18 protein-coding genes and 2 pseudogenes are annotated in these 21,022 nt (G+C 65.4%); 7 read left to right on the forward strand and 13 right to left on the reverse strand.

Annotated elements, in window-relative coordinates:
- Window positions 1-156: 156 nt before the first annotated feature.
- The 3 genes from ON33_RS41830 to ON33_RS31610 all read right to left on the reverse strand — a co-directional run bounded on the left by ON33_RS41830 (window position 157) and on the right by ON33_RS31610 (window position 3,065).
- Complete coding sequence (locus tag ON33_RS41830; protein ID WP_157184817.1) at window positions 157-315, reverse strand: hypothetical protein; 159 nt, start codon at window positions 313-315, stop codon at window positions 157-159.
- 338 nt (window positions 316-653) lie between these two features.
- Complete coding sequence (locus ON33_RS31605; protein ID WP_040862807.1) at window positions 654-2,204, reverse strand: class I adenylate-forming enzyme family protein; 1,551 nt, start codon at window positions 2,202-2,204, stop codon at window positions 654-656.
- A gap of 39 nt (window positions 2,205-2,243) precedes the next feature.
- Entirely contained in the window at window positions 2,244-3,065 is an 822-nt protein-coding gene (locus tag ON33_RS31610) for a crotonase/enoyl-CoA hydratase family protein (protein WP_040862808.1), read from the reverse strand.
- 80 nt (window positions 3,066-3,145) lie between these two features.
- On the opposite strand from ON33_RS31610, the gene ON33_RS31615 reads away from it, so the two are divergent.
- From ON33_RS31615 to ON33_RS31625, 3 genes are all read left to right on the forward strand, one after another.
- Window positions 3,146-3,952 carry a hypothetical protein gene (locus ON33_RS31615; RefSeq protein WP_245550899.1) on the forward strand — a complete coding sequence of 269 codons (807 nt, stop codon included), beginning with the start codon at window positions 3,146-3,148 and terminating at the stop codon, window positions 3,950-3,952.
- A 336-nt stretch (window positions 3,953-4,288) separates the two neighbouring features.
- Entirely contained in the window at window positions 4,289-4,744 is a 456-nt protein-coding gene (locus tag ON33_RS31620) for a MarR family winged helix-turn-helix transcriptional regulator (RefSeq protein WP_051153181.1), read from the forward strand.
- On the forward strand, window positions 4,737-6,542 hold the full coding sequence (locus ON33_RS31625) for an AMP-dependent synthetase/ligase (RefSeq protein WP_040862825.1): 1,806 nt from the start codon (window positions 4,737-4,739) through the stop codon (window positions 6,540-6,542). The genes ON33_RS31620 and ON33_RS31625 overlap by 8 nt, the downstream gene beginning before the upstream one ends.
- A gap of 126 nt (window positions 6,543-6,668) precedes the next feature.
- Here the strand turns inward: ON33_RS31625 and ON33_RS31630 are convergent.
- Window positions 6,669-8,200: pseudogene (locus tag ON33_RS31630) on the reverse strand (ISL3 family transposase).
- 659 nt (window positions 8,201-8,859) lie between these two features.
- Here ON33_RS31630 and ON33_RS31635 point away from each other — a divergent pair.
- A complete protein-coding gene (locus tag ON33_RS31635) occupies window positions 8,860-9,213 on the forward strand; it encodes a cupin domain-containing protein (protein ID WP_245550903.1) in 354 nt (117 codons plus the stop codon).
- A gap of 271 nt (window positions 9,214-9,484) precedes the next feature.
- Here ON33_RS31635 and ON33_RS44135 read toward each other — a convergent pair whose 3' ends face one another.
- The 8 genes from ON33_RS44135 to ON33_RS31670 form a co-directional block, all read right to left on the reverse strand.
- Window positions 9,485-9,739 carry a transposase gene (locus ON33_RS44135; protein ID WP_281033255.1) on the reverse strand — a complete coding sequence of 85 codons (255 nt, stop codon included), beginning with the start codon at window positions 9,737-9,739 and terminating at the stop codon, window positions 9,485-9,487.
- Window positions 9,631-10,971: an NERD domain-containing protein gene (locus ON33_RS44140; protein ID WP_051153184.1), complete on the reverse strand. Its 1,341-nt coding sequence runs from the start codon at window positions 10,969-10,971 to the stop codon at window positions 9,631-9,633. The genes ON33_RS44135 and ON33_RS44140 overlap by 109 nt, the downstream gene beginning before the upstream one ends.
- Window positions 10,972-11,999: 1,028 nt before the next feature.
- Window positions 12,000-12,629 (reverse strand): gamma carbonic anhydrase family protein, encoded by a 630-nt coding sequence (locus tag ON33_RS31645; protein ID WP_040862811.1) that lies wholly within the window; start codon window positions 12,627-12,629, stop codon window positions 12,000-12,002.
- A 148-nt stretch (window positions 12,630-12,777) separates the two neighbouring features.
- Window positions 12,778-12,960, reverse strand: coding sequence for a helix-turn-helix domain-containing protein (locus ON33_RS31650; RefSeq protein ID WP_040862812.1), 183 nt, complete (start codon window positions 12,958-12,960; stop codon window positions 12,778-12,780).
- Window positions 12,961-13,058: 98 nt separating this feature from the next.
- The gene (locus ON33_RS31655; protein ID WP_051153186.1) at window positions 13,059-14,270 is read right to left on the reverse strand and encodes an alpha/beta hydrolase family protein; all 1,212 of its coding nucleotides are present in this window, start codon (window positions 14,268-14,270) and stop codon (window positions 13,059-13,061) included.
- Between the two features lie 321 nt (window positions 14,271-14,591).
- Window positions 14,592-14,930 carry a transcriptional regulator gene (locus ON33_RS31660; RefSeq protein WP_245550905.1) on the reverse strand — a complete coding sequence of 113 codons (339 nt, stop codon included), beginning with the start codon at window positions 14,928-14,930 and terminating at the stop codon, window positions 14,592-14,594.
- Window positions 14,927-15,394, reverse strand: a complete 468-nt coding sequence (locus ON33_RS31665) for a hypothetical protein (RefSeq protein WP_157184818.1) — start codon at window positions 15,392-15,394, stop codon at window positions 14,927-14,929. Before ON33_RS31665 ends, ON33_RS31660 begins: the two co-directional genes overlap by 4 nt.
- A gap of 222 nt (window positions 15,395-15,616) precedes the next feature.
- Window positions 15,617-16,618 carry a phosphotransferase family protein gene (locus ON33_RS31670; protein WP_040862814.1) on the reverse strand — a complete coding sequence of 334 codons (1,002 nt, stop codon included), beginning with the start codon at window positions 16,616-16,618 and terminating at the stop codon, window positions 15,617-15,619.
- A gap of 852 nt (window positions 16,619-17,470) precedes the next feature.
- On the opposite strand from ON33_RS31670, the gene ON33_RS43675 reads away from it, so the two are divergent.
- The 3 genes and pseudogenes from ON33_RS43675 to ON33_RS43680 all read left to right on the forward strand — a co-directional run bounded on the left by ON33_RS43675 (window position 17,471) and on the right by ON33_RS43680 (window position 19,327).
- Window positions 17,471-17,689 (forward strand): DNA ligase-like domain-containing protein, encoded by a 219-nt coding sequence (locus ON33_RS43675; RefSeq protein ID WP_245550907.1) that lies wholly within the window; start codon window positions 17,471-17,473, stop codon window positions 17,687-17,689.
- A pseudogene (locus tag ON33_RS44550) lies at window positions 17,686-17,958 on the forward strand (hypothetical protein); the annotation flags it as partial. The gene ON33_RS43675 and the pseudogene ON33_RS44550, both read left to right, overlap by 4 nt.
- A gap of 277 nt (window positions 17,959-18,235) precedes the next feature.
- The gene (locus ON33_RS43680; RefSeq protein WP_051153191.1) at window positions 18,236-19,327 is read left to right on the forward strand and encodes a GGDEF domain-containing protein; all 1,092 of its coding nucleotides are present in this window, start codon (window positions 18,236-18,238) and stop codon (window positions 19,325-19,327) included.
- 29 nt (window positions 19,328-19,356) lie between these two features.
- Here ON33_RS43680 and ON33_RS42585 read toward each other — a convergent pair whose 3' ends face one another.
- On the reverse strand, window positions 19,357-19,866 hold the full coding sequence (locus ON33_RS42585) for a DUF4158 domain-containing protein (RefSeq protein WP_040862816.1): 510 nt from the start codon (window positions 19,864-19,866) through the stop codon (window positions 19,357-19,359).
- Window positions 19,867-21,022: the final 1,156 nt, after the last annotated feature.

Here is a 21,022-nt window from a genome sequence, read left to right on the forward strand (position 1 = left end):
TCGGGCATGTGCTTGTCGGCCCACCCGAGCAGGACGTCGACCGGGTGGCGAAGGGTCTTGCCGAACCGCCGAGGGGCGATTTGCTGTCGTGGGATTCGACCGCCGTCGTCGAATTGCGGCGACGCGCCTGGACGCACCGGCTCATCGACGTGGCGGCTAGCCGACCTGGTGCGCGCCTATGACGTCGAGCTCAACCGGACCGGTGAGGTGGTGGTCAGGCTCGGCGCGGTCACCGGTGTCGGACACGCCCAGCTGATCAACGAACGCTTCGGCACGCAAGCAGGCCGGACCGCCGAAAATCACCGACGTGGCCACGGCGCCACCCGATTACGCGTGGTACACGCGGTTCAACGCGAACCTGGCGGTCGTGATCACCAAGGGCGTCGGCACCATGTGGTGTGCGTACACGTGCGCCGCGCTCAGCTCGAGAGAATGTGAGAGTTCCTTCGAGGATCACGCGGTGAACACCCTCAATGTCCGGGCTTCGGCCTCATCGGCCGAGCTACGAGCTGCTACACCCGTCTGGCGGACGCAACCTCCGAGACTTCACAGGTCTCGACCCCCGCGATGTGGAGTGCGCGTGCGCGCAAGTATACGGGCGATGCTGTCGGGTGCGTCTCGAGGCGTAGCGCATCCATCTGAATCTGGTTCGGTTAGATGGTCGTTTGGCTTTGGCCGCGAAGCTCGTGGCGGAGGGACTTCCTGTCGAGTTTGCCGACTGCCGTCTTGGGGATGAATGAGCGGAACATGAGGTTGCGGGGCTTCTTGTAGGAGGCGAGTCCTTCGGCGACGAAGGCAATCAGTTCGGTGCGGAGCTGTTCGGATTCGTGATGGCCGGGTGCTAGGACGACAACGGCGGTCACGGCCTCGACCCAGACCGGGTCTGGTGCTCCCACGACGATTGTTTCGGCGACAGCCGGGTGCGCGAGCAGTCGTTCCTCGACTTCCCGGGGATAGACGTTGTATCCGCCGGAGACGATCATGTCGGAGAGCCGGTCTTTGAGGTAAAGGAACCCGTGCTCGTCGAAGACGCCGACGTCGCGGGTGTGTACCCAATCGCCGTCGGTGAAGGTGGCCTCGTTGAGTTCGGGTGCGTTGAAGTAGCCGGCCGCGGCGGATGGTGAGCGCACCACGATTTCGCCGGGTGTTCCTGGCTCGACGTCGTTTCCGTGTTCGTCGAGAAGTCTGATTTCGACGTCCAGGGCGGGTTGCCCGCACGAGAGCAGGCGCTCGCCGTGGTGATCCTCGTGGCGTAGGACAGTCAGGCACAAAGGGGCCTCGGTCTGCCCGTAGTACTGCAGGAACTGCACGTGGGGCAGGGCCGCCATCGCGTCCTTGATCGTGACGAGCGGCATGGGCGATGCCCCGTAGATCAGGTATCGCAGCGACGAGACGAGTTCGGGGTCGAAAGTGGTGCGCTGCAACAGCATCTGGACCATGGTCGGTACCAGGATGGTCGAGGTGACCCGGTGGGTGGCGATCTGCTCGACGAAGATGTCGGGATCGAATCCGGGAAGTACCAAGGTGGTGGCACCGCGCAACCAGAACGGGAGGACGAACACACCGCTGGCGTGGATCAGCGACGCCGAGTGCGCCATCACGTCGTCGGGCGCAACTGGCAGGAGGTTCAACAGCACGTTGCGTGCGATACCCGCATACGTGCGCTGGGTGTGCTGCGCCGCCTTGAGGACTCCCGTGGTGCCTGAGGTGAACAGGGTCAAGATCACGTCGTCGGGCTCGACGGCGACGTCGGGGACGGTGTTGGGCATGGTGGCCGCGGCCTCGGAAAGGGTGCGCGTGTCGTCGAACGACGACTCGAGGCCCACACATTGCAGCTGCGGGAACCGTGCGGCCAGTTGCTGCGCGCGATCAGCGAGGTCGGGGCCATAGAACAGGGCGGTACAGCCGGTTTCGGCGATCATCCGGCTGTGCTCGTCGACGGAGAGCCGGGAATTGAGCGGGACGCGGTTGATGCCTGCCTTGACGCATGCGAAGTCGGTCGGGACGGTGTAGACGCTGTTGTTGACCAGTAGCGCGACACGTGAACGGTATTCGCATCCTTGCTGAAGCATGGCATGTGCCAGCTGGCTGCTGAGTTCGTCGACCTCGCGGAACGTCATCCGTCGGTCTCCGCAGATCACTGCTGTCCGCTCGCTGTGCTGGCGGGCGCCCCGCACGATCAGGTCTCGGGTCAATGGGCTCATCGTGAAGATCCTTGCGTGTGTCTCGGAATCTCTTGTGTCTCAAACTGTTCGGATGTGCGTGAAGCTGCCGTGACGCCCGGCCCCGGATGCGAATCGTGCAGCACCAGCGACGCCCTCGCGCTCGACGATCGGCGCGCCATCGGTCCCTTCGGCCCTGAGCGCTGCATCGAGGGTCAAATCGAAAGACCGGTATGCCGACGTCCGGTCGACCAACATGCACTCCTGCGGGAACTGCAACAACTGATTCGCGATCTTGCGTGCTGCTTGCAGCGAAGTGCCCGCCTCGACCACCTGATTGACGAGCCCGAAGGAAAGCGCCTCGTCGGCCCCCACGGGGCGGCCGGTGAGAATCATGTCCAGCGCGCGCCCCTGACCGATGATGCGCGGAAGTCGCACGGTCCCACCGTCGATGAGGGGCACCCCCCATCGGCGACAGAAGACCCCGAACGTTGAATCCTGCTCACAGACTCGCAGGTCCGCGAGAAGCGCAAGTTCGAGTCCGCCTGCCACGGCATACCCACTCACCGCGGCAATCAGAGGCTTGCTCAGTACCATGCGACTCGGACCCATCGGCCCGGTACCGCCGCCGCGCGGATCGAGTTCGTGGCGACGCGCGGGGTCTCCCACCGCTGTGAGATCTGCACCGGCGCAAAATGTTCCGCCTGCCCCCCACAGAATGGCCACGCGCTGGGAGTCGTCGGCCTCGAACAGCTCGAACGCCTCACGTAGCTGCGCCGCCATCGGCCCGTCGACGGCATTACGCCGATCCGGGCGATTGAGCACGACAGTGGTGACACCACCGTCACGTTCGACGACGACGTCTGTCGCGGCCTGCGCGGGGACAGGGGAGTTGGCTGACACAGCCGGCCTCCTTACGGTCGGTTGGCGGTTGCGACGAGCGTAGCCACTTGTAACAAGTTTGAACAGAGTAGGATCAATTTGTGTTTCAAGTCGATGGGAGGCCCACCGCCACCCGGGTCATCCTCGACCTCCTGACGGCAAGTCCGGAGGCCGAGTTCGGGCTCGACATGCTCAGCCTCGCCGGCGAGATCATGGGACTGACCGCAGCGAACATGAGAGTGTCCGCTTCCCGGATGTGTGCGGAAGGGAGAATCACCCGCACCACCCGCGGCACATACAGGGTTCAGGCCGAAGCGTTACCTGCCTACACCGAGGTCAGCAGCTGGCGAAGCCGCATCGAGCGCATGGTGCCGTGGGACGGCACGTGGAACGCCGTCGAACACTCCCGCGTCAAACGCAGCGACCGAGCCGCACTACGTGCACACAACAACGCACTGTCGCTGGCCGGTATGGCCGACTGGACTCCCGCGGTAGCGCTACGGCCGAACAATCTCGATGACGGCACCGACGGGCTTCGCACCACCTTGTCCAGACTTGGCGCCGCGCCCGAATGCCACGTGTACCGAATCGACGAGTTGAGCACCGAAGACCTTGACGCCGTTCGTCGCCTGTGGGACATCCCATCTCGGACACGACACCTGCACCAAGCGTCTCGAGCACTCGCGGACGCGGCCCGCACCAGCGCTCATCGGACGGTTGCAGAAAACGCCCGCACATCGCTCCTGCTCGGCAGTGCAGTAATCAGCACTATCGTGCGCGATCCGCTGCTTCCAGAGGAACTCGCCCCCCCGAAGCCGCTCGTCGAACTGATCGAGCAGATGAAAGAGTTCCAAGATCACGCTCTGAGGTTGTGGCTCGAACTACTGGACGACGGACAGAGAACCTGACCAATCATCAATGCCCTCATACGATGTCGACTCCGGGGGCGGGTAGGACGCTGCCGAACTCTGCGTCGGAGCCCGATCAGTGACATATCCAATCCCGCTCACCGGCGCTCCACGCGGGCGGCGACGACAGATCCGCCAGATCCGACTGCACTCGCTACAGCTGAGCACCCGTGCCCTTCTATCGGACCGATCACTGCTCAGGCAACAGCGATTCCCCCAGCTCGAAGGGCACGTTTCTCATTCATCGAGCCGCGTGAAACTGCTCATAGGACTTGGGGTAGGTCGTGGATGGTTCCCTCTGTGAGCGTAGGCGACCGCACGGGATATAGTTGCGCTATGCAACACGGTGTTGGGCGGTGGTCGCCCGATCTGGTAGCGGTCCACGACGGACTGACGCAGATCGTGCGGGAGATCATCGCGGGGCGCCCTGCCGCCGAGGGGCTGCCGTCGTTTGCGCAGCAGTCGGCGCTTTCGTACATCGAGCGGAATCCGGGGTGCCGGGCTACGGAGATCGCCGAGGCGTTCGGGGTGCATCGGTCGACGGTGTCGCGGCAGGTGCGGGCCTGTGTGGAGGTGGGCTGGGTGGCGGCCGGGGAAGGCAGTCTGCATGCCGGGTATCCGCTGACCCTGACCACTGCGGGGCGGCGCGTGCTGGCGGCGGCTGCCGGGCATGATCTCGCTGTGCTCAGCGAGCGGATGGCCGACTGGACTTCTCGCGAGATCGCCGATTTCGCTCGCGCGCTGCGGCGACTCCGTCAACCCGATCAGACCATTGGAGATGACCATGCGTGAGTTCGCGGCGGCGGCCACATTCACCATTGCCGAGGACGAAACCATCGTCGGCTCGGTCTATACCCAGGCCGAGCAGGCTCCGGGGCGAGTGTTGTTCTCCCGGCCGGTCGGCGACGGCTGGCTCGAAGTGACCGCCGAGGAGTTCGCGCGGCTGGTCTCCGCGGTCGCGAAGGGGTTGATCGCCAACGGGATTCAGCCTGGGGACCGGGTGGTGCTGATGTCGGCGACCCGGTTCGAGTGGTCGCTGCTCGACTTCGCGATCTGGGCGGCGGGAGCGGTCACCGTACCGGTCTACGATTCATCTTCCACCGAGCAGGTGCGGTGGATCCTCGAGGACTCCGGGGCGGCCCTCGCGGTCGTGGAGACCGCCCGGCACAAGGACCTGCTCGACGGCGCGCCCGACACCCTGCGGCGGATGCTGGTCATCGACGATGGAGCCGAAGCCGTCCTGATCGGCGACGGCGAGAGCGTTTCCGGCGAACTCCTGCGAGAACGGCTCGACGGTTTGCGCGCCGGCGGCCTCGCCTCGCTGGTCTACACCTCCGGCACCACCGGTCGCCCCAAGGGCTGCATGCTCACGCACCGCAACTTCCTCTCGGAGGTGCGCGGCATCCTGAGCGCCAGCATCGGCGAGGTCTCTCGTCCCGGGCAGCGGATGCTCACCTTCCTGCCGCTGGCGCACGTGCTGGCCCGTGCGGTGTCACTGGCCGCCTTCGAGGGCGGGATGACCCAGGCGCACTGGGCGGACTTCAAGACCATTACCGGGCAGTTCGCGCGCTTCCGCCCGCACGCGATTCTCGGGGTGCCGCGCGTGTTCGAGAAGGTGCGCGACGGCGCGGAAAAGAAGGCGCGCGACGGCGGCAAGGTCAAGGGGGCGATGTTCGGATTCGCCGAGCGCACCGCGATCCGCTGGAGCGAAAAGCTGGATCGCACAGGCAGATTCGCGCAGCGTCCCTCCTTGCTCCTGCGGGTTCAGTACGCCCTGTGCAACCGGCTGGTGTACGCGCCGCTGCGCGAAGCTCTCGGCGGCAACTGCGAATACGCGATCTCCGGCGGCGGAGCGCTGGCACCGCGGCTGGGGCATTTCTTCCGCGGCGTCGGCGTCCCGATCTACGAGGGCTACGGGATGACCGAGTCCACCGCGGCGCACTGCGTCAACGTGCCGGGTGCGGTGAAGATCGGCAGCGTGGGACAACCCCTGGGCGACAGCGCGGTCCGGATCGCCGAGGACGGCGAGATCGAGCTGTCCGGTGGTGTGGTGTTCGCCGGATACTGGCGCAACGAGCAGGCCACGGCCGCGGCGATGCCCGACGGCTGGCTGCGCACCGGCGACATCGGCGTCCTCGACCAGGACGGCTTCGTGTCGATCACCGGCCGCAAGAAGGACCTGCTCATCACCGCCGGCGGCAAGAACGTCTCACCCGGTCCGATGGAAGACCGCATCCGTTCCCACACGCTGATCTCGCAAGCCGTCGTCCTCGGCGACGGGCGCCCGTTCATCACCGCGCTGATCACCCTCGACCCGGAAGCGTTCACCACCTGGAAGGCCGCCAACAGCAAGCCCGCCAAAGCCACCATCGCCGACCTGCGCGCCGACCCCACCCTCCGAGCCGAGATCCAGCGCGCGATCGACGACGCCAACAGCACCGTCTCCCACGCCGAATCCGTCAAGAAATACGCCCTGCTCGACCGCGACCTCACCGAGGAATCCGGCGAGCTCACCGCCACCCTCAAAGTCAAGCGCCACGTGATCGCCGAACGATTCGCCGACGCGATCGAAAACATGTACCGGCACTGACCGTCCAGGACTTTCCAACACGACACCCGGCCAGCGCGGCCCGAAACGGCCACGCCGCATGCCGGAAGACCAGGGCCTGTCCAGATAACGGCTCTGTCGCACTTTCGGTGGTGATGGCCCGGCGAATCAAGCCAGCAGGATCCGGTGCCGGAGTAGGTCGAATCCTGCTCGGCCAAACATTTGTCGTTTGATCAGTTTGGTTTTCGTGTTGATGCCTTCGATCGGGCCGCTGCTGTAGGGCAGGGTCAGGCCCGCGACGACGGCATCGTGGTCCTGGTCGACACCGGTGAGGAACGGTTCGAGCTCGAGGAGGCCAGACTCGCGGACCTGCTTGATCCAGCAGTCGATTTCGGCGCCGCGCCGGTTGGCCATGATCTGCGCGAACTCGTGCACGAGCTGTGAGAGGGCGGTCAGTTCCGGGCAGACAGCCAATAGTTCGTCGAGGTGGGCGCGATGCTGATCGGGCAGCTCAGCCGGGCGCGTCATGATCCAGCTGGTCAGCCGCCGCGGCGAAGGCGGGATTCGATCGCTGAGGTGACGTCCCTGGTTGAGGTATTTGTGCAGCAGGTTCAGGCTGCCGGTGTAGCCGAGGGTTTTCAGCTCCTCGAACAGATGTGAGACGGGGACGCCGGGTTCGTCGGCGCGGCGGGTTCGCAGGTGATCTCGGTAGGGGTCGACCAGGCAGGCGCGATATTGAGGTGGGCGGCGTAGTCGATCCGGTTGCGGGACACGGGCATAGCGTTTGACGGTGTTGAGTGCCAGATCGAGCCGCCGCGAGCAGTCCAGCAGTCCGACACCTTGGTCGAGCAGCGCGTGAACGTCGTGCCGGCGTTGCAACGTTGTTGTCTCGCGGGTCAACTGCTGGCGTTTGGGCCCGGCCTCGGCCCAGCAGGCGCTGTGGGCGACTACCGCTTTCTCGACCACCCGGCCCAGTCCGTTCCAGAGATGCCAGCGGTCAGAGGCTTGTACGACGTCGGGTAGGGCGCGGCGGGCGCCTTCGGCATAGGCGGTGGACCCGTCTCGGACGATGACCTCGACGCCGGGATGCTCGCACAGCCAGGCGCGCAGCGAATCGGACTTACGGTCCGGCAGTATGTCGATGCGTTGGTGGGTGGAGGCGTCGATCAGGACGCTGGCGTAGTGCTGGCCGCGGCGCAACGCGAAGTCGTCCACGCCCAACGCTTTCGGTGTCGACCGATGCGGTAGCGGGATCCGCAACAGAGTGCGGATCGCGGTGTGACGCGACAACCGGACCGGCAGCGCCGCGAGCAGCCGAATGCCCGCACGGCCGGCCAACTCCCGCACCACCGACCGGACCGCGACGGTCAGGCGCGCGGTTCTCCGCTGGTAGCGTTCCAGCACATCGGGCACTTGTTCGCGGAAGGTGTTGCGGCAGTCGAGTGTTGGGCAAACATGTCGGCGTGCTCGTACCCGCACCATCTCAACCCGTCGATCCAGGACAGGTCGGCCACGATCCGCTGGTGATACCCGTGCACCCGTGCGGACTCCACCCCGCAGCCCGGGCATGCGGCCGGACCACTCGGTGTCCGCGCCTGCACCAGAATCCGGCCACCCTCATCGACAACACCCTCCACCACCAGTGGATCCAAACCTGAAAACACCACGGCAGCAGGCACATTCACCTCACGCACCGCAATATCGTGCCGTCAGAGACCCTCCGGCACCACCGGAAGTGATCCAGAGCCGTTAATTCCGATACTCCCGTCGTTGATCAGGACCAGCTTCAACTGAAGGCGACTTCGAACATCACTGCAGAGGACTTCGAAACCTGACACCGATGGTTTGTCTCTAAAACGATCGGTTTCGAGATCCGTTGTGCGGCTGTGAATGTTCGAAATAGTGTTCATCACTGACGTGCGGATACGGCGCCGATTGAAGGTGACTTCGAACATCGGCGTGTCTCGAACTCCGGCTCAGTACCGTGCCTTTGACTCGTACTCGTCTTCAGCACGGGGGTGTCCGGGATGGCCGGGGATTCGTCGCTGTCGGATCGTGGTGTGCTGACCACAGCGGAGACACATTGGCAGACGGCTGTGCGCCGGGCGGAGGTGATCGGATCGCTCGTACAGCTGAATCGGGTGAGCGTGCCGGACGCCGCGGAGGCCGCCGCTCGGTTAGGAGTGACGCAGCGGCGGGTCTACGCGCTGGTGAAACGCTGGCGCGCCGGTGAGGGGGTGGCGTCGGATCTGTTGCCGGCCTCACCTTGCGCGGCCTGTGCACACGACCGCATATCATTGACTCGGCCGAAGCACGACACTGTTACGCAGTTAGGGGCTACGCGATGGATCCGATAAACGTGGACATATTCGCTGATGCGAAAGAAAACGAAGCATTCCGTCGTGTTATAGCGACAGGTGAGCATAGCCAGGTCGTGTTGATGACCATCCCGCCGGGCGGTGATATCGGCGAAGAGGTGCATCGCGTTGACCAAACATTGGTTTTCGTCGAGGGTGACGGTTCGGCAATCATCTCCGGTGAGACCACGCCGATTCACACTGGAAGCCTCGCATTCGTCCCGGCTGGAACGAAGCACAACTTCATTAACACAGGTTCGTCGCCCCTTCGGCTTTTCACGATCTACGCGCCGCCACAGCACGCGCCTGGCACGGTGCAGCAGACCAAGGCCGACGCCGAAGCCGCGCAGCATTAGCCTCCATTTTTCATGTGGCCTCACGGCGGGCGGATGAACTGGCTCGGGGCAGGCGGGGATGCCGATCGGGGCATGGGGGTGTGACAAGTCTGAGGCTGCGCCCTGGAAGTGGACGCCCTGACAATGGTTCGCAGAAGAACCAGGAGGGGTGTCTGTGCCTGGCGCACGCGGCCGCCGAACGGGCGGAGCGAGCAGCGGCTGCGCTGGCGCAGCAGGCGGCCGACGCCTAGGTTCTGTCTCGAAGTGGTGAGGGCGGGCGTGTGGCCCGCTCTCACCACTGCCGGAGCCATTGGTTGATGACAGCGACATGGATCGTGGCCTGGTATCGGATCGCGAGCTTGTCGAACCGGGTGGCGACCGCTCGATGTTGTTTGAGCTGATTGATACCGCGCTCGACAGCGTTGCGGTCACGGTATATCACCGGATCGAACGCCGGTGGCCAGCCTCCGCAGCTGCCTCGTCGCCGCCGGTGCCCGGCCTGATCGGCAGGGACCGGGATGGTTGCTCGAATCCCGTGACGCCGCAACCATTCCCGGTTACCGAGACTGGAATACGCCCTGTCGCCAACACCCTCTCCGGCCGCACTCGCGCACGCCCGCCACCGAGTTTCGGCACCGCGATACCGTCGAGCACCGCCGTGAACTGCGGACTGTCGCCGGCCTGCCCTGCGGTGACCAGCGCCGACAACACCCGGCAGCCTTGCGCACACGCCAGATGCAGCTTGCTGGTCCAGTCTCCCCGCGAGCACCCCAATCCGATCACGGCCGCTAGCGCCCATTGCCCGCCCTGGCGGCGTTTGGCCTGTTGCGTCGGTTTCGGGGCCGGTGCGGGCAGCCATGGCTGCGGTTCGGTGTATTGCGCCGGTTCGGGCTGGGAGTAGCTCGGTTCGGTTGTGCGCCACGAGGATCGGGTGGGGGAGGGCTCGGGATCCTCGGCGGCTGCGGTGGTTTCGGCGGCTGTGGTGCGGTAGTAGGGCTGGGGGCGTTCCCAGTCGGCAAGATCGAAGGCCCTGGGCTCGGCCGGGGTCGGGTCAGCGGGCTCGGGCTTGGACGCGGCGGGCTTGGCCAGGGCGGGTGCTGCGGGTTCAGGGTCGGCGGCCGTGGCTGTGATGGTGGTGATGGGGAATCCGGCGGCGGTCAGCTCGGCATAGGTGACGCGCTTGTCGGGGTCGCGGTTGGTGTGGCCGAACCCGAGCGCTTCGAGCACTTTCGATACCCGGGCGGCGGTCCAGGCGACCTCACGGTGGGCGCGCCGGTCGGCCCACGTGCGCAGCTGATCGGCACTGAACACCGTCACGTCCTGTCCGGTGGGCATGGGGATCTGGCCCTTGTCCAGGATGATCGGTCGCCCCGGCCAGGAGACCACGACCACCAGGCCCTCGACGTAAAGGTTTGCCTCGGTGGCGGCTTCGGCGAAGTTCTTGAACCCGAACAGTACCTTCGCCAGCTGGTCGAGCGGGTTTCCTTCGGCCTGGGTATGGACCGGATCACCAGGGATGCCGGGCAGGGACCAGTCCCCCTGCACCGGACAGTACAGGCGTCCGCCCAGGCGCTTGACCAGGCCCTTGACCTCGAGGACCACCGCCAGGTTCGGCAGGATCACCAGCAGGTCGGCCTCGGCGGAGCCCCCTGCGGATACGGGGACCTTGGCACCCGATATCGCGATACCGGGAACATCCCAAGCCCGCAGGGCTGCGATGACTTGCCGTTCGGTGTCTGCGATGCCGTCTCGTGCGGCGTTGACTACCCGCATGGTCATCGCCCCCGGCCGTGCGTGGTGGTGTTGACAGAGCCGACAAACATCCGGTCTCCCCCTTGTATTCGATTGTGCTGCTGACGATTTGGGGATAAGAGTTAATACTCGCGCTGGTCAGGGTCCCACGTGATGGTGACAACCCGTCGGGTATACGGTCCAAGACCAAATCGACGCCATCCCCGAGGTAGGTGGTGCCGAGGCCTACGTGGCGGTGCACCGGCGGTCGAGGTCGGATCCGCCACCGCCCTCGCCGGACCGGCTGTTCTGAACGGTCTCCGCAACCGGTGGCGCAGCCATCGTTTCGGCCGGATGAGCAGGGGCTTGTTTCGCCGGACGAAATTGCGGAAGTGAACGGCCAGAACGCAAGACACAGCCACTCGACAAGCCGCACAGCCGACGAAAGGGCTGGCCTGGAGCTGGTTGGTCCAGCCGGACAGCGCGACGAGCGCACCCTGTACGACCGATATCTCCGAAGCGAGTGAAGGACGAAGTCCGGGCCTGCCGGGGAGCCGAATACCTGCCGGCTCCATCACTCGTGGGGTCGATACGCCCGCTCGCCCATCCTTCGGACACCGCAATCCGGACATTCGTGCAGGCGCATCGTCGGCGGCCATACCGAACGCTCTGCTAGATGCAGGGCAGATCGGTTGCGGCGCACCATCACCGGATGGGTGACTACGACGACATCAACGCCCGCAACGCCGACAAGGCGCGGGCTGGCCGGAGCTGATCGGGGACCCCCAAGCAGGTCGGTTGGGCGATTACCGTGCGGCAGAACAGCATCGACGAGTTCGACAACGGGCCGATCACCGAACCGCACCGCAGCCAGATGCGGGCGGCGCGGGGGCGCGGTAGAACTCGCCGAAAATCCAACGAAGTTCGGCATATGCACTGATCAGCGCTAGGGTTTTGGCGCGGTCACCACGGGTGGAGCGGCGCAGGAGCCGGGACAGGTACGTCGGAGGTGCCAAGTTCGGCGGCCTTCACGGGCGCTTGGTGATCGGCGGGTGGTCTTCTGTCATTGTCGCGGGTCAGCGCGAAGTCTGCGGGCCGTTGCCGCGGCGTAGTTCGCGCAAGGGGCTCGATACCTCGCGGCCGGTGCTGAGTCGGGGGCGGTCCGACGGCACCTCGGTAAGTGGTGCGGTCTCCCGTATCGAGGCCAACGATCTCCTGGCCAATTCTTGATAGACCTTCACGCCGTTGGCCTTCCACCGCAACGTCTGCTCATCCAACGGCCGGGTCTCCGTGACTGGATTGCCGACCGCGAGATGCTCGTCAGGGATCGTCGTCTCCGCCCGAACCACGCTGCCGGCGCCGACGAGTGCCCGCGCTCCCACTCGGGCACCGTCCATCACGACGGCGTTCATACCGATCATCGCTCCCGACCCGATGACGCAACCGTGCAAGACCGCACCGTGGCCAATGTGGGATTCGGCCTCCAGCACCATCTCTCGCCCCGGAAACGAGTGCAGCACGCAGCCATCCTGAACGTTGGACCCTGAACCGATAATGATCGAGCTGAAATCGCCTCGCAGGCTGGCCGTCGGACCGATGTAGCAGCCACTCTCGATCACGACATCCCCGATCAGCACCGCGGACGGGTGCACGAACGCGCCGACGGCGACGACCGGGATCACTCCGTCGATTTCATAGCTGGGCATACCCTCTCCAATCCTGCTGTGGTGCTGTGCGGGGCCGGGACGACTCCTTCGCGATCTTCAACGAAACCGCTCGGCCGGTCATTTCTCGGAAGATCCTGGTACTCCGAAAACTTCGGTGGCCGAGGTCCTGCGGCGATAGATGGCCGTTCTATGCGGCGTCGGTGCTGTCAGTGCGCAGATAGTTATAGACGGTTTCGCGGCTGATGCCGAATTCGTTGACCAGCGCCGATTTCGGTTCGCCGGCGGCCGCGCGGGCACGGAGTTGGTTTGCCTGCTCGGCGGTGAGGGCGGGTTTGCGGCCGGTATAGACGCCGCGGGTCTTCGCCCCCAAAACGACAGCCTCACATGCATTCAGAGGGGTCGCGCTGGCCGGTTCGGTCAGCGCGGTATGCGGCTAGTTAGAGGATATTCGTCAGCAAAGAGCAGGGGTCACAGGTGTGGAAGCATTTCGGGCTGCGCGAGTCGCTTGAGGGTTTCCGTGAGGCTGCTATCGGTGCGGCCGAAAACGGCGTTGAAGTAGGCCAGCAGGGACGAGCGTTGGAGGTCGATCGAGCGGCTTGGATCGATCGAGCCGATCGCGGCGTTCTTCGCGTCATCGGGAAGAAGGCCCGCCGCGGCCAGTTCTGCCACGATCACCTGTTCGTCGGTGAAGGACATGTGGCGGGTGCCTGCGATGCGCAGGGGCAGCTTCAGTCCGGTGTTGGTTGCCCAATTCGGTTCCCAGCCCGAGTGTCCGAACCACGGCGAGGTGTCGCTGGCGATCATCAGCAGCGGCCGATCGAGACCGTCGGTGGCAACGGAGCCGAGTACAGGGCCGTCCAGATTGACGCCGGCGGCGACGCGCGCGTCGTCGTGCATGGTTTGAGCGGTGGTCGACCCGCCGAGAGAATGTCCGAACATACCGACCTTTGTCAGGTCCAGATCATCGGCGAGGTGTTGCGGTAGCCCAGGATCCGCATCGGTGGAATGTCCGGCCGCGGCGGCGAGCTGATCGAGAACGAAACGCATATCGGCGACTCGGGTCGGAAGCAACTGGTCGGACAGGACGCTCGGCGGCGAATCCACCGGCACCGCACTGTGTTCGGTGTGCCCATCGGGGAATTGAACTGCGAATGCCTCGTGAGTGTGGTTGACGGCGACCACGACGTAGCCGTGGCTGGCAAGATCCTCGGCTTGAAAGGTGTTCAGCCCGGCGGTGTCGTCCAATCCTGGCGAGTTCAGCAGGATCGGAAACCGCCCGCCGCCGACTCGGGCTGGCTCGCTGCGGCCATGACTCGGCGCGAGCGCCCAACTGTCCGAAGCGACACCGGCCTGGGTCAGGCCGAAGCGCTGTTCTTCTCGGGCGCCCGGCGCCATCCACGGTGCCAGGGGCGAGGTATCGGCGTCCTCAGCTGGATACCAGATCTGCACCATCAGTTCGCGTCGGTGGCCGGGATCCCATGGATCGGCGCGATTGGCATCGACGAGATGCCATTCGGTGACGCCGACCGGATCGGGCCCGGTCGGAGCGGGCAATGTGATCGTGATCACCGGATCCGTGGGTGTGCCGGGGCTCGCTTCCGCGACGCCAGCGGCAGCTGTGACCGCCATCGATGCTGCGGCGACGGCCAGGATGTGCCGTCGTAAACCCTTGTGTTCCAAGATAATTCCCCCGAGTCGATGTGGGCATCGGTTGGTCACCATACAAGATCAGAAACGGGGGTGGGTCACTGATCGTCGAGTCCGGATCAAGACCCGCCGTAACCGAGACTTTTGATAACCCTCGGCTCGAGGTGGTCGGCCCAACTGGCTTGGGCCGCGGATTGGGCACGGCCGGTTGAACTTCCAAGGCCCGCACTGACCGCTTCGGTCAGCGCGGTCAGCGGCAAGAGAGTGTGTTTGCACCCAGCTGAAAATGATCACCGCGTGGACGAGTCCATTGACTAGCAGATCAAGGAAGTCATGCTTTGTGGAGGGGATGAATCAACCAGTCGAGCTGGGTGATTCTTCTGTTGCGGTCTCTCGTCCCGTGAGCGCTCGACCTTGGTTGGTCAGCTCGGTGAGCGCGGCCAAATGGGCTTCAAAGGATTCGAGGCCGATCGGCGTGAGGCAGAGCCATGTTCGTGGGCGACGGCCCACGTAGCCTTTGCGGATGCGCAGGTAGCCCGCTTCTTCCAGGGTGGTCGCCGCTTTCGAGAGTGCGGAAGCGGCGATGTCGCATTTCTGTGCGACGACGCCGAATTCGGCTTCGGCGCAGCCGGCCAGGAAGGCCGCGACCTTGAGCCGGGGCATCGTGGCGAAAGCTTCGTCGAGGGCGGTCACCGGGTTCGACGCGCCTCCATGGACAGACGCCACCAGGTCGAGGCCCCCAGTAGGACTCCCAGTGTGATGGCGGCCCAGCCGACGCGGTCGGTCACCAGCCAGACCAGCCCGGCCACCGCGATCGGCAGCGGAATCATGCCTCCGGTCGACAACCAGACCCAGCGCCGCGGGATCATTGGCGTCGTAGCGCTCGCGCGCGGCATGACCCCCGCGCGCAGCCACTGTCGAATCAGGATGGCGAAAGACGCGATATTGATGGCGCACAGCACAATTCCAGCGATTGCGAATGCTGCGCGCTCGCTTCCGAGGGTCAGTGCCGAGACGCCGAGTAGAACGAATCCGAGCCCGTAGCTCAGGCCGGCCAATGGGGGGAACCAGCGGGGCACCCTGACCGCGCCGACGGCGGCGCCGCGGGCGGCTGCAGCGGCGTCGAGTGCGGCTTCGGGGGATGTTTCGCTACTCATGATGTCAGCGTAGCATCTACTTTCCATTTGGAAAATGAATACATCGGGGCCCAACCGACCTTCGAACATGGTTCCGGACAGCCCACGCTGATCGGTTCGTCCGCACGCTCATCGGCAATGGCGGACATTCTGTGCCGCACCAGGTTCCGGGCGCCGGCGCCACCTGAGGGTGCGACAAGACCGCCATCTACCGCTGCGAGTCGACCGAACGCGTAGTGAGGTTCAGCGGTATGGATGTGGCTGCGCGAGAAGCTGTTGCAGGTCTTGGTATGTAGTGGTGATGGGTTTGGCGCCGGGGGAGAGGCGGCGACTGTATTCCAGGCGTATCGAGAGTGTGTGGCGGGCGTGGTAGATCTGTCGGCGCCATCGGGCTTCGGGGCTGTCATCGAGGCGGCCGTAGGCATTCCAGAATGCGTCTCGCTGGGTGCCTGGTTTGCGGAGTGCCATGAAGATCGGCCAGTCGGCTTCGGGATCACCCCACCAGGTTCGGTCGTTGTCGACGATGCCGGTGATGGTCGGCCGGTCGACGGAATCGGCGAGGATCAGGTTCACGATCCACAGGTCGCCGTGCAGCAGCCGTGGCGTGCGTATGTCGTCGAGCACGTCGCGGTGGCGGTCGAGCATGCCGATCACCTCCCGGGCATCGGCGGCATCCAGCCCGGCATCGGTCAGATCGGCGACCGCGCACTCGAACCAGGAGATCAGCGCCTCGCTCCAGGTCGGGTACTGCGGGCCGGCGACTCGCCCGAATCCCGGCCCGGACACCTCGTGTATCGATCTTGCCCACGCTCCGATCTGCTGGAAGAACCCGGGCAGCCGGCCAGCGGGATAGCTCTTCAGTCCAGCCGGTGCCGGAATGCCATCGAGCAGTGTCTGGAACATGTAGTCGCGTCCGATGACGGCGTGGGTGAAGTCGATACCGAGGAGCTGTGGCATCAGTGCGGCGATCGGTGCGAGGTATGGGATGGTGGAGTGCTCGTTGCGCATCAATTCCGGTTCGATGCGGTGCTGGCGTCCCGGCTCGGGAGCGATGCGCAGGATAACCGGACGGCCGGCTCCGATGTCGACTCGGAAAGTGTTGTTATACGTCCCGTCGGCCAACTCGACCGCCGAGGTGATCCGGGTACCGGCACCGAAGATCCGGGCTGCCATCGCCTGCAACTCGCGCTCGGTCGGTGGTTGCTGGAACGCGTCCGCATTTCGTTCGATCGGTCGATACTGCATCGACTCCTCACCCTAGGCAACGGCCGGCGCAGATTCCCCGCCACCTCTCGGGCTGGGGCCACCAGAGGATCCACTGGCGCCATCTGACGACGCGGAATCACCGCCACTTATCACTGCGAGTCACAGGGAGGGCATCGTCGAACTGGGCGCTGTCTTGGTCGTCGCGGGGCCAAGGCCTTCGAGGTCGCGGGTGCCCGTGCTGGTGATCTTCCCCAACCACACCAGTTGCGGCATGGCTCCGGCTCAGTGTCGAGCGCGTCTTGCTCGGCCGCACGGACGCCGGGTTCGAACTCGGGGTGCAGGCCCCGGGAAATTGGCTCGGACGTAGCCTGGCGTTGACCTTGAACGCCTACGCTGGCGCAGGTCGGCCCCTCTGTGGTGGCGCAGACCCCTCGGCATCGTCCCTGGGCCCTACGTGGCATTCCTCGTGCGCGGTCGACCTCGGCGTACACCGCCGCCGCGAGTTGCGAATCCAGCCCGCCCGGTGAGCCCCGGCGTCGGGCACAGATTCGGAGGTGCGCCATGACAGCAACCCCACACCAACCGCGCGGTGACAGGCCCGCTCGCCGACCGGGAAGACGGCATCCGACCCCACCCGCCATCACCAGCGATTCCGATGACGACCTGCTGGTGGTGCACTGGCCAGAGCCGAGTCGGCTCGAATCGTGGTGGCACGCCGTCATGCACCCCGCCGCCGACCCGCTCACACCCACATGACCGGAACCGGCTCGATCGGAACACAACGGTCATTCCCGGCACGGACCGTACGACGAATTTCCACCGGCAGTACGGGATTCCGGAGCCTCACGATGATGCGACCGTTCGGTAGCTTTCACGGGCAGCGTTTCGCGCATGGTGCGCCATCTGGCGCCGATGCTCGCCACGCCCGGGCCCGCTCCCGCCAACGACGACACCCGGTACGCCTACGAATGGAAGTACGACGGAATCCGCTGCCTGGCATGGATTTCCGGCGGCGTGTGCCACATGGTCAGCCGCAACGGCAACTCCCTCAACGCGGCCTTCCCGAGATCTCCCACGCCCTGGCATCGCTGGCGGCGGGATGGGAGATGACCCTCGACGGTGCACTGGTGGCCCCGGACCGCGGCGGGGTGCCGCGGTTCGCCCGCATCGGGCACCGCCTGGGCGTAACGAGACCGAGCCCAGCACTGATCCGGGCGGTGCCGGCGTGCCTGTCCGTGTTCGATCTGCTGGGTTTCGGCGACCGTGACCTGCGCACCCTGACCTACCTGCAACGCCGTGAGCGCCTCGAACGGCTGGGCCTGCCCCATGGCCCGGTCCTGCTCTCGCCGTACTACCGCGACATCCCGGTCTCACGGATGCTGGCGGTCGCCGCCGAGTACGACAACGAGGGCGTCATCGCCAAACGCGTGGACAGCACCCTGCCGTGCCGGGCGCTCGCAGGCGTGGCGCAAACTGCCGCTGCGCCGCTCCACCGAGGTGGTGGTGGTCGGCTGGCTTTGGGCGCGGCCGTCGCCTATTCAATTGTTCCCCACGCGAACGTAACATCGTCAGGTTATGGGCGCCCACGCGTCCAGGCCGCTGACCAGCATAATCACCATCCACGGAGTCCGACTGGAGGATCAGTAAGGTGGGATCATGAACGTCGGATGGCTTGCCTTGCGGAGGTGGTGGCGAGAACCGGTCGACTACCGCTGGGTACTGACGACCCTCCGAAACCACTCGGCGCTCGACCTGCTGAAAAACATGATCGGCACATGCGGGCTGGGCCTGGGCGTCATCGCTGTCATGGTCATGTCGTCGCCGGAAGGCCCGCAGAGCACGTTCGGCCGGACGGTGATCGGATTGTTCGGCATTCTCGGGGTGCTGACGGGTCTGCGCTGGTATCTGCTGCCCTGGCCGAGTGCTTCGGCATCACTGGCGTTGATAGCTGTTGCCGACGTTGCCATTACGACCACTGGTCTGCTGGTCTCCAGCCGTGTGGCGCTGGTCAACGCCACCGCCTTGATCCTGACCGGTGCGTATCTCACGCTCTTCCACGGCGCGAAAGCCCTCGCCGCGCATGCGGGGTGGTCCCTGTTGTCGGTGTTGCTCGTGACGATACGCATGCAGACCCATGCTGAGACAGACGGTGACATACCGCTCGCGGTGGCCACCACGCTGATCATGGTGCTCGCCGTCGTTTTCGTGCTGCCCATGCTCCAGTTCTTCTATTGGGTGCTGCGAACGGACGCGTTGTCGGATCCGTTGACCGCTCTGTCGAACCGGCGCGGGCTTGATTACGACCTACCCAGATTCTTCGAGGCCGGTACGCCGATCTGCGCCTTGATCATCGACCTCGACCAATTCAAGGTCGTCAACGACACCTTCGGTCACCAGGAAGGCGACAGGGTGTTGGCCAGAACCGCGGCTCGGCTTCGCGACACAGCCGACCCCGGTGCCGCCGTAGCGCGCACCGGCGGGGAGGAGTTCACGATTGTCGATCACCTGGATGCCATGTCCGCCCGGACGCTGGCCGAGCGGATCCGGCGCGCTGTCGAGGATTCGAGCGACGTGGCTGTGGGGGTCACCGCCAGCATCGGGGTGGCGGTTTTCGAGCGCGGTGAAATGGCCGACGACCGCTCCGCGCCCGAGGAGCTTCTCGGTTGCGCCGATACCGCCATGTATCTGGCGAAGGAACGGGGCGGCAACACCGTCGTCGTCCACGAACTGCGCGACCCCCTTGCTTGAGAGCTTCATCGTCCGCCAGGCATGCGCCGCTATCCGCGAAGAAACCGGCTCGGGACGTCCGCCACCAGTTGGCGATCGACGATGTCGGTGAGCAGATCGCGCACCCGGGTCACCGTCCGCTCGGTGTCGTCGTAGCGGTTGGCTGCGCCGGGGCGGGTTTTCACCTCGATCAGGACACCGTCCACGATCAGGTCGGCATCGGCGGCGCACAGCTTCGAGGCCGAGAATGTCGGGCCCAGGACCGCCACCGGCGTTGTGGTGGAGAGGAAGTCGGCCAGTTCGGCCAGCGCGAGCTGATACAGCGACCGCACCTCGGCGACGGCGTCGCCAGGAGCGAGCGTCAGCAGGTCCTCGGTGGTGAACCGGCCACTGCGAATCGGTTCGGCCAGCGGCGCGACAAGACGTTCCAGCGTCGTCACACCCTGTGGCAGCAGCACGCGGCGAGTCCGCAGCCACGCCACCGCGCCGGAGAAGATCGCTTTCGGGCCGTCGCCGGTCATCCACGCCCGCGACCCGGACACCGGCGACCACCGGGTCACCGACGGCGAGGAGTACCTTGGTCGGATCGCCCGTCAGGTCACCGCGACCGGGCGCCGCGGGCGCTGGCAAGCCCTCGACCCGCACAACACGGTCCTGCGCGGCGGGCCGTGGAACACCATCGACGAAGCCCTGACCGCGCTACTGGCTCACCACCTCGAACTGCAGGAGTCGTGATGCCCCGAATGTCGGGCGCCGAGTACGCCGACGACCTGACCCAGCGCGTCCACGAACTGAGCCGCCGCGCCGACGAGGAAGTCCGTCCAGGAACGATTCCTCGGACGCCCCGGCCCCGACCGCGCCGTCTACGCCGGCCGCAGCCCCGAGGACTGCCTGATCGAGGAACTCACCGAAAACCCTGCCATCCAGAACATCCCGGCGCTCCGCCGCGGCGGAGCGCCTCGACGAGGACGGGGCGTCACCGACGAGTTCCGCGCGGCATCGCGTTCGTGATCGCACTGCTCGCGGATACGACCTTCGATTCCTAATCGGGATGTCAACTGCTTCGAAGGTTGGGAATGCCCGATCTCAGGCCCCTTGCCGACGTCCACTCCGGCCCAGAGGCCCGTTCCAATGTCGACTCCTCGGTTCATCGAACATGTTGTCCCGCAGACGACTTTGCTGGCCAGTCCCTACACAGCGACGAGTTCGCAATTCCTAATCAGCAGCCGAGTCGCCCTGGAGGGTGCCGGGCGGCCAATCGAACCGAGCCACACCAACGGCAGACTGCTGAAAGCCACACCCGACACCCCTGGGAACCAGGACCCTACGACTGGCCCGAATACTCCCGGAGCAAAACGGTAGGGACTACTGACCGCCGAAGCCAACCGCGCCCCGGCCGCAACGTCCGCTGGCTGATCGGCAGTGCCCGGAAAAATTCTGTAGTGGAAGCTCTAGACATTCCGTATGTGGCTGTGTAATTTCACTGTCGTCTAAAGTGAGAGATCGAGTGACTGGGCAGGTGAACTGCCTGGTATGCGGTACCCCCGCCCCCTCCGGGGCAGGCGAGAATCCGGCTGGCCCTCTGGCTGCTGGACCGCCGCCGGAGGGGCGGGGCACAGCAAGGCAAGGACTTTCGCAGGCAAGACCCGTACGTATGGAGGTGGTGGCCACTGAGTAGTCGACAACCTGTTCCGCGACCCGAGACGTCTCGGGTGC

Origin of the sequence: Nocardia niigatensis NBRC 100131 (assembly GCF_000308655.1) — a bacterium.
GTDB lineage: Bacteria > Actinomycetota > Actinomycetes > Mycobacteriales > Mycobacteriaceae > Nocardia > Nocardia niigatensis.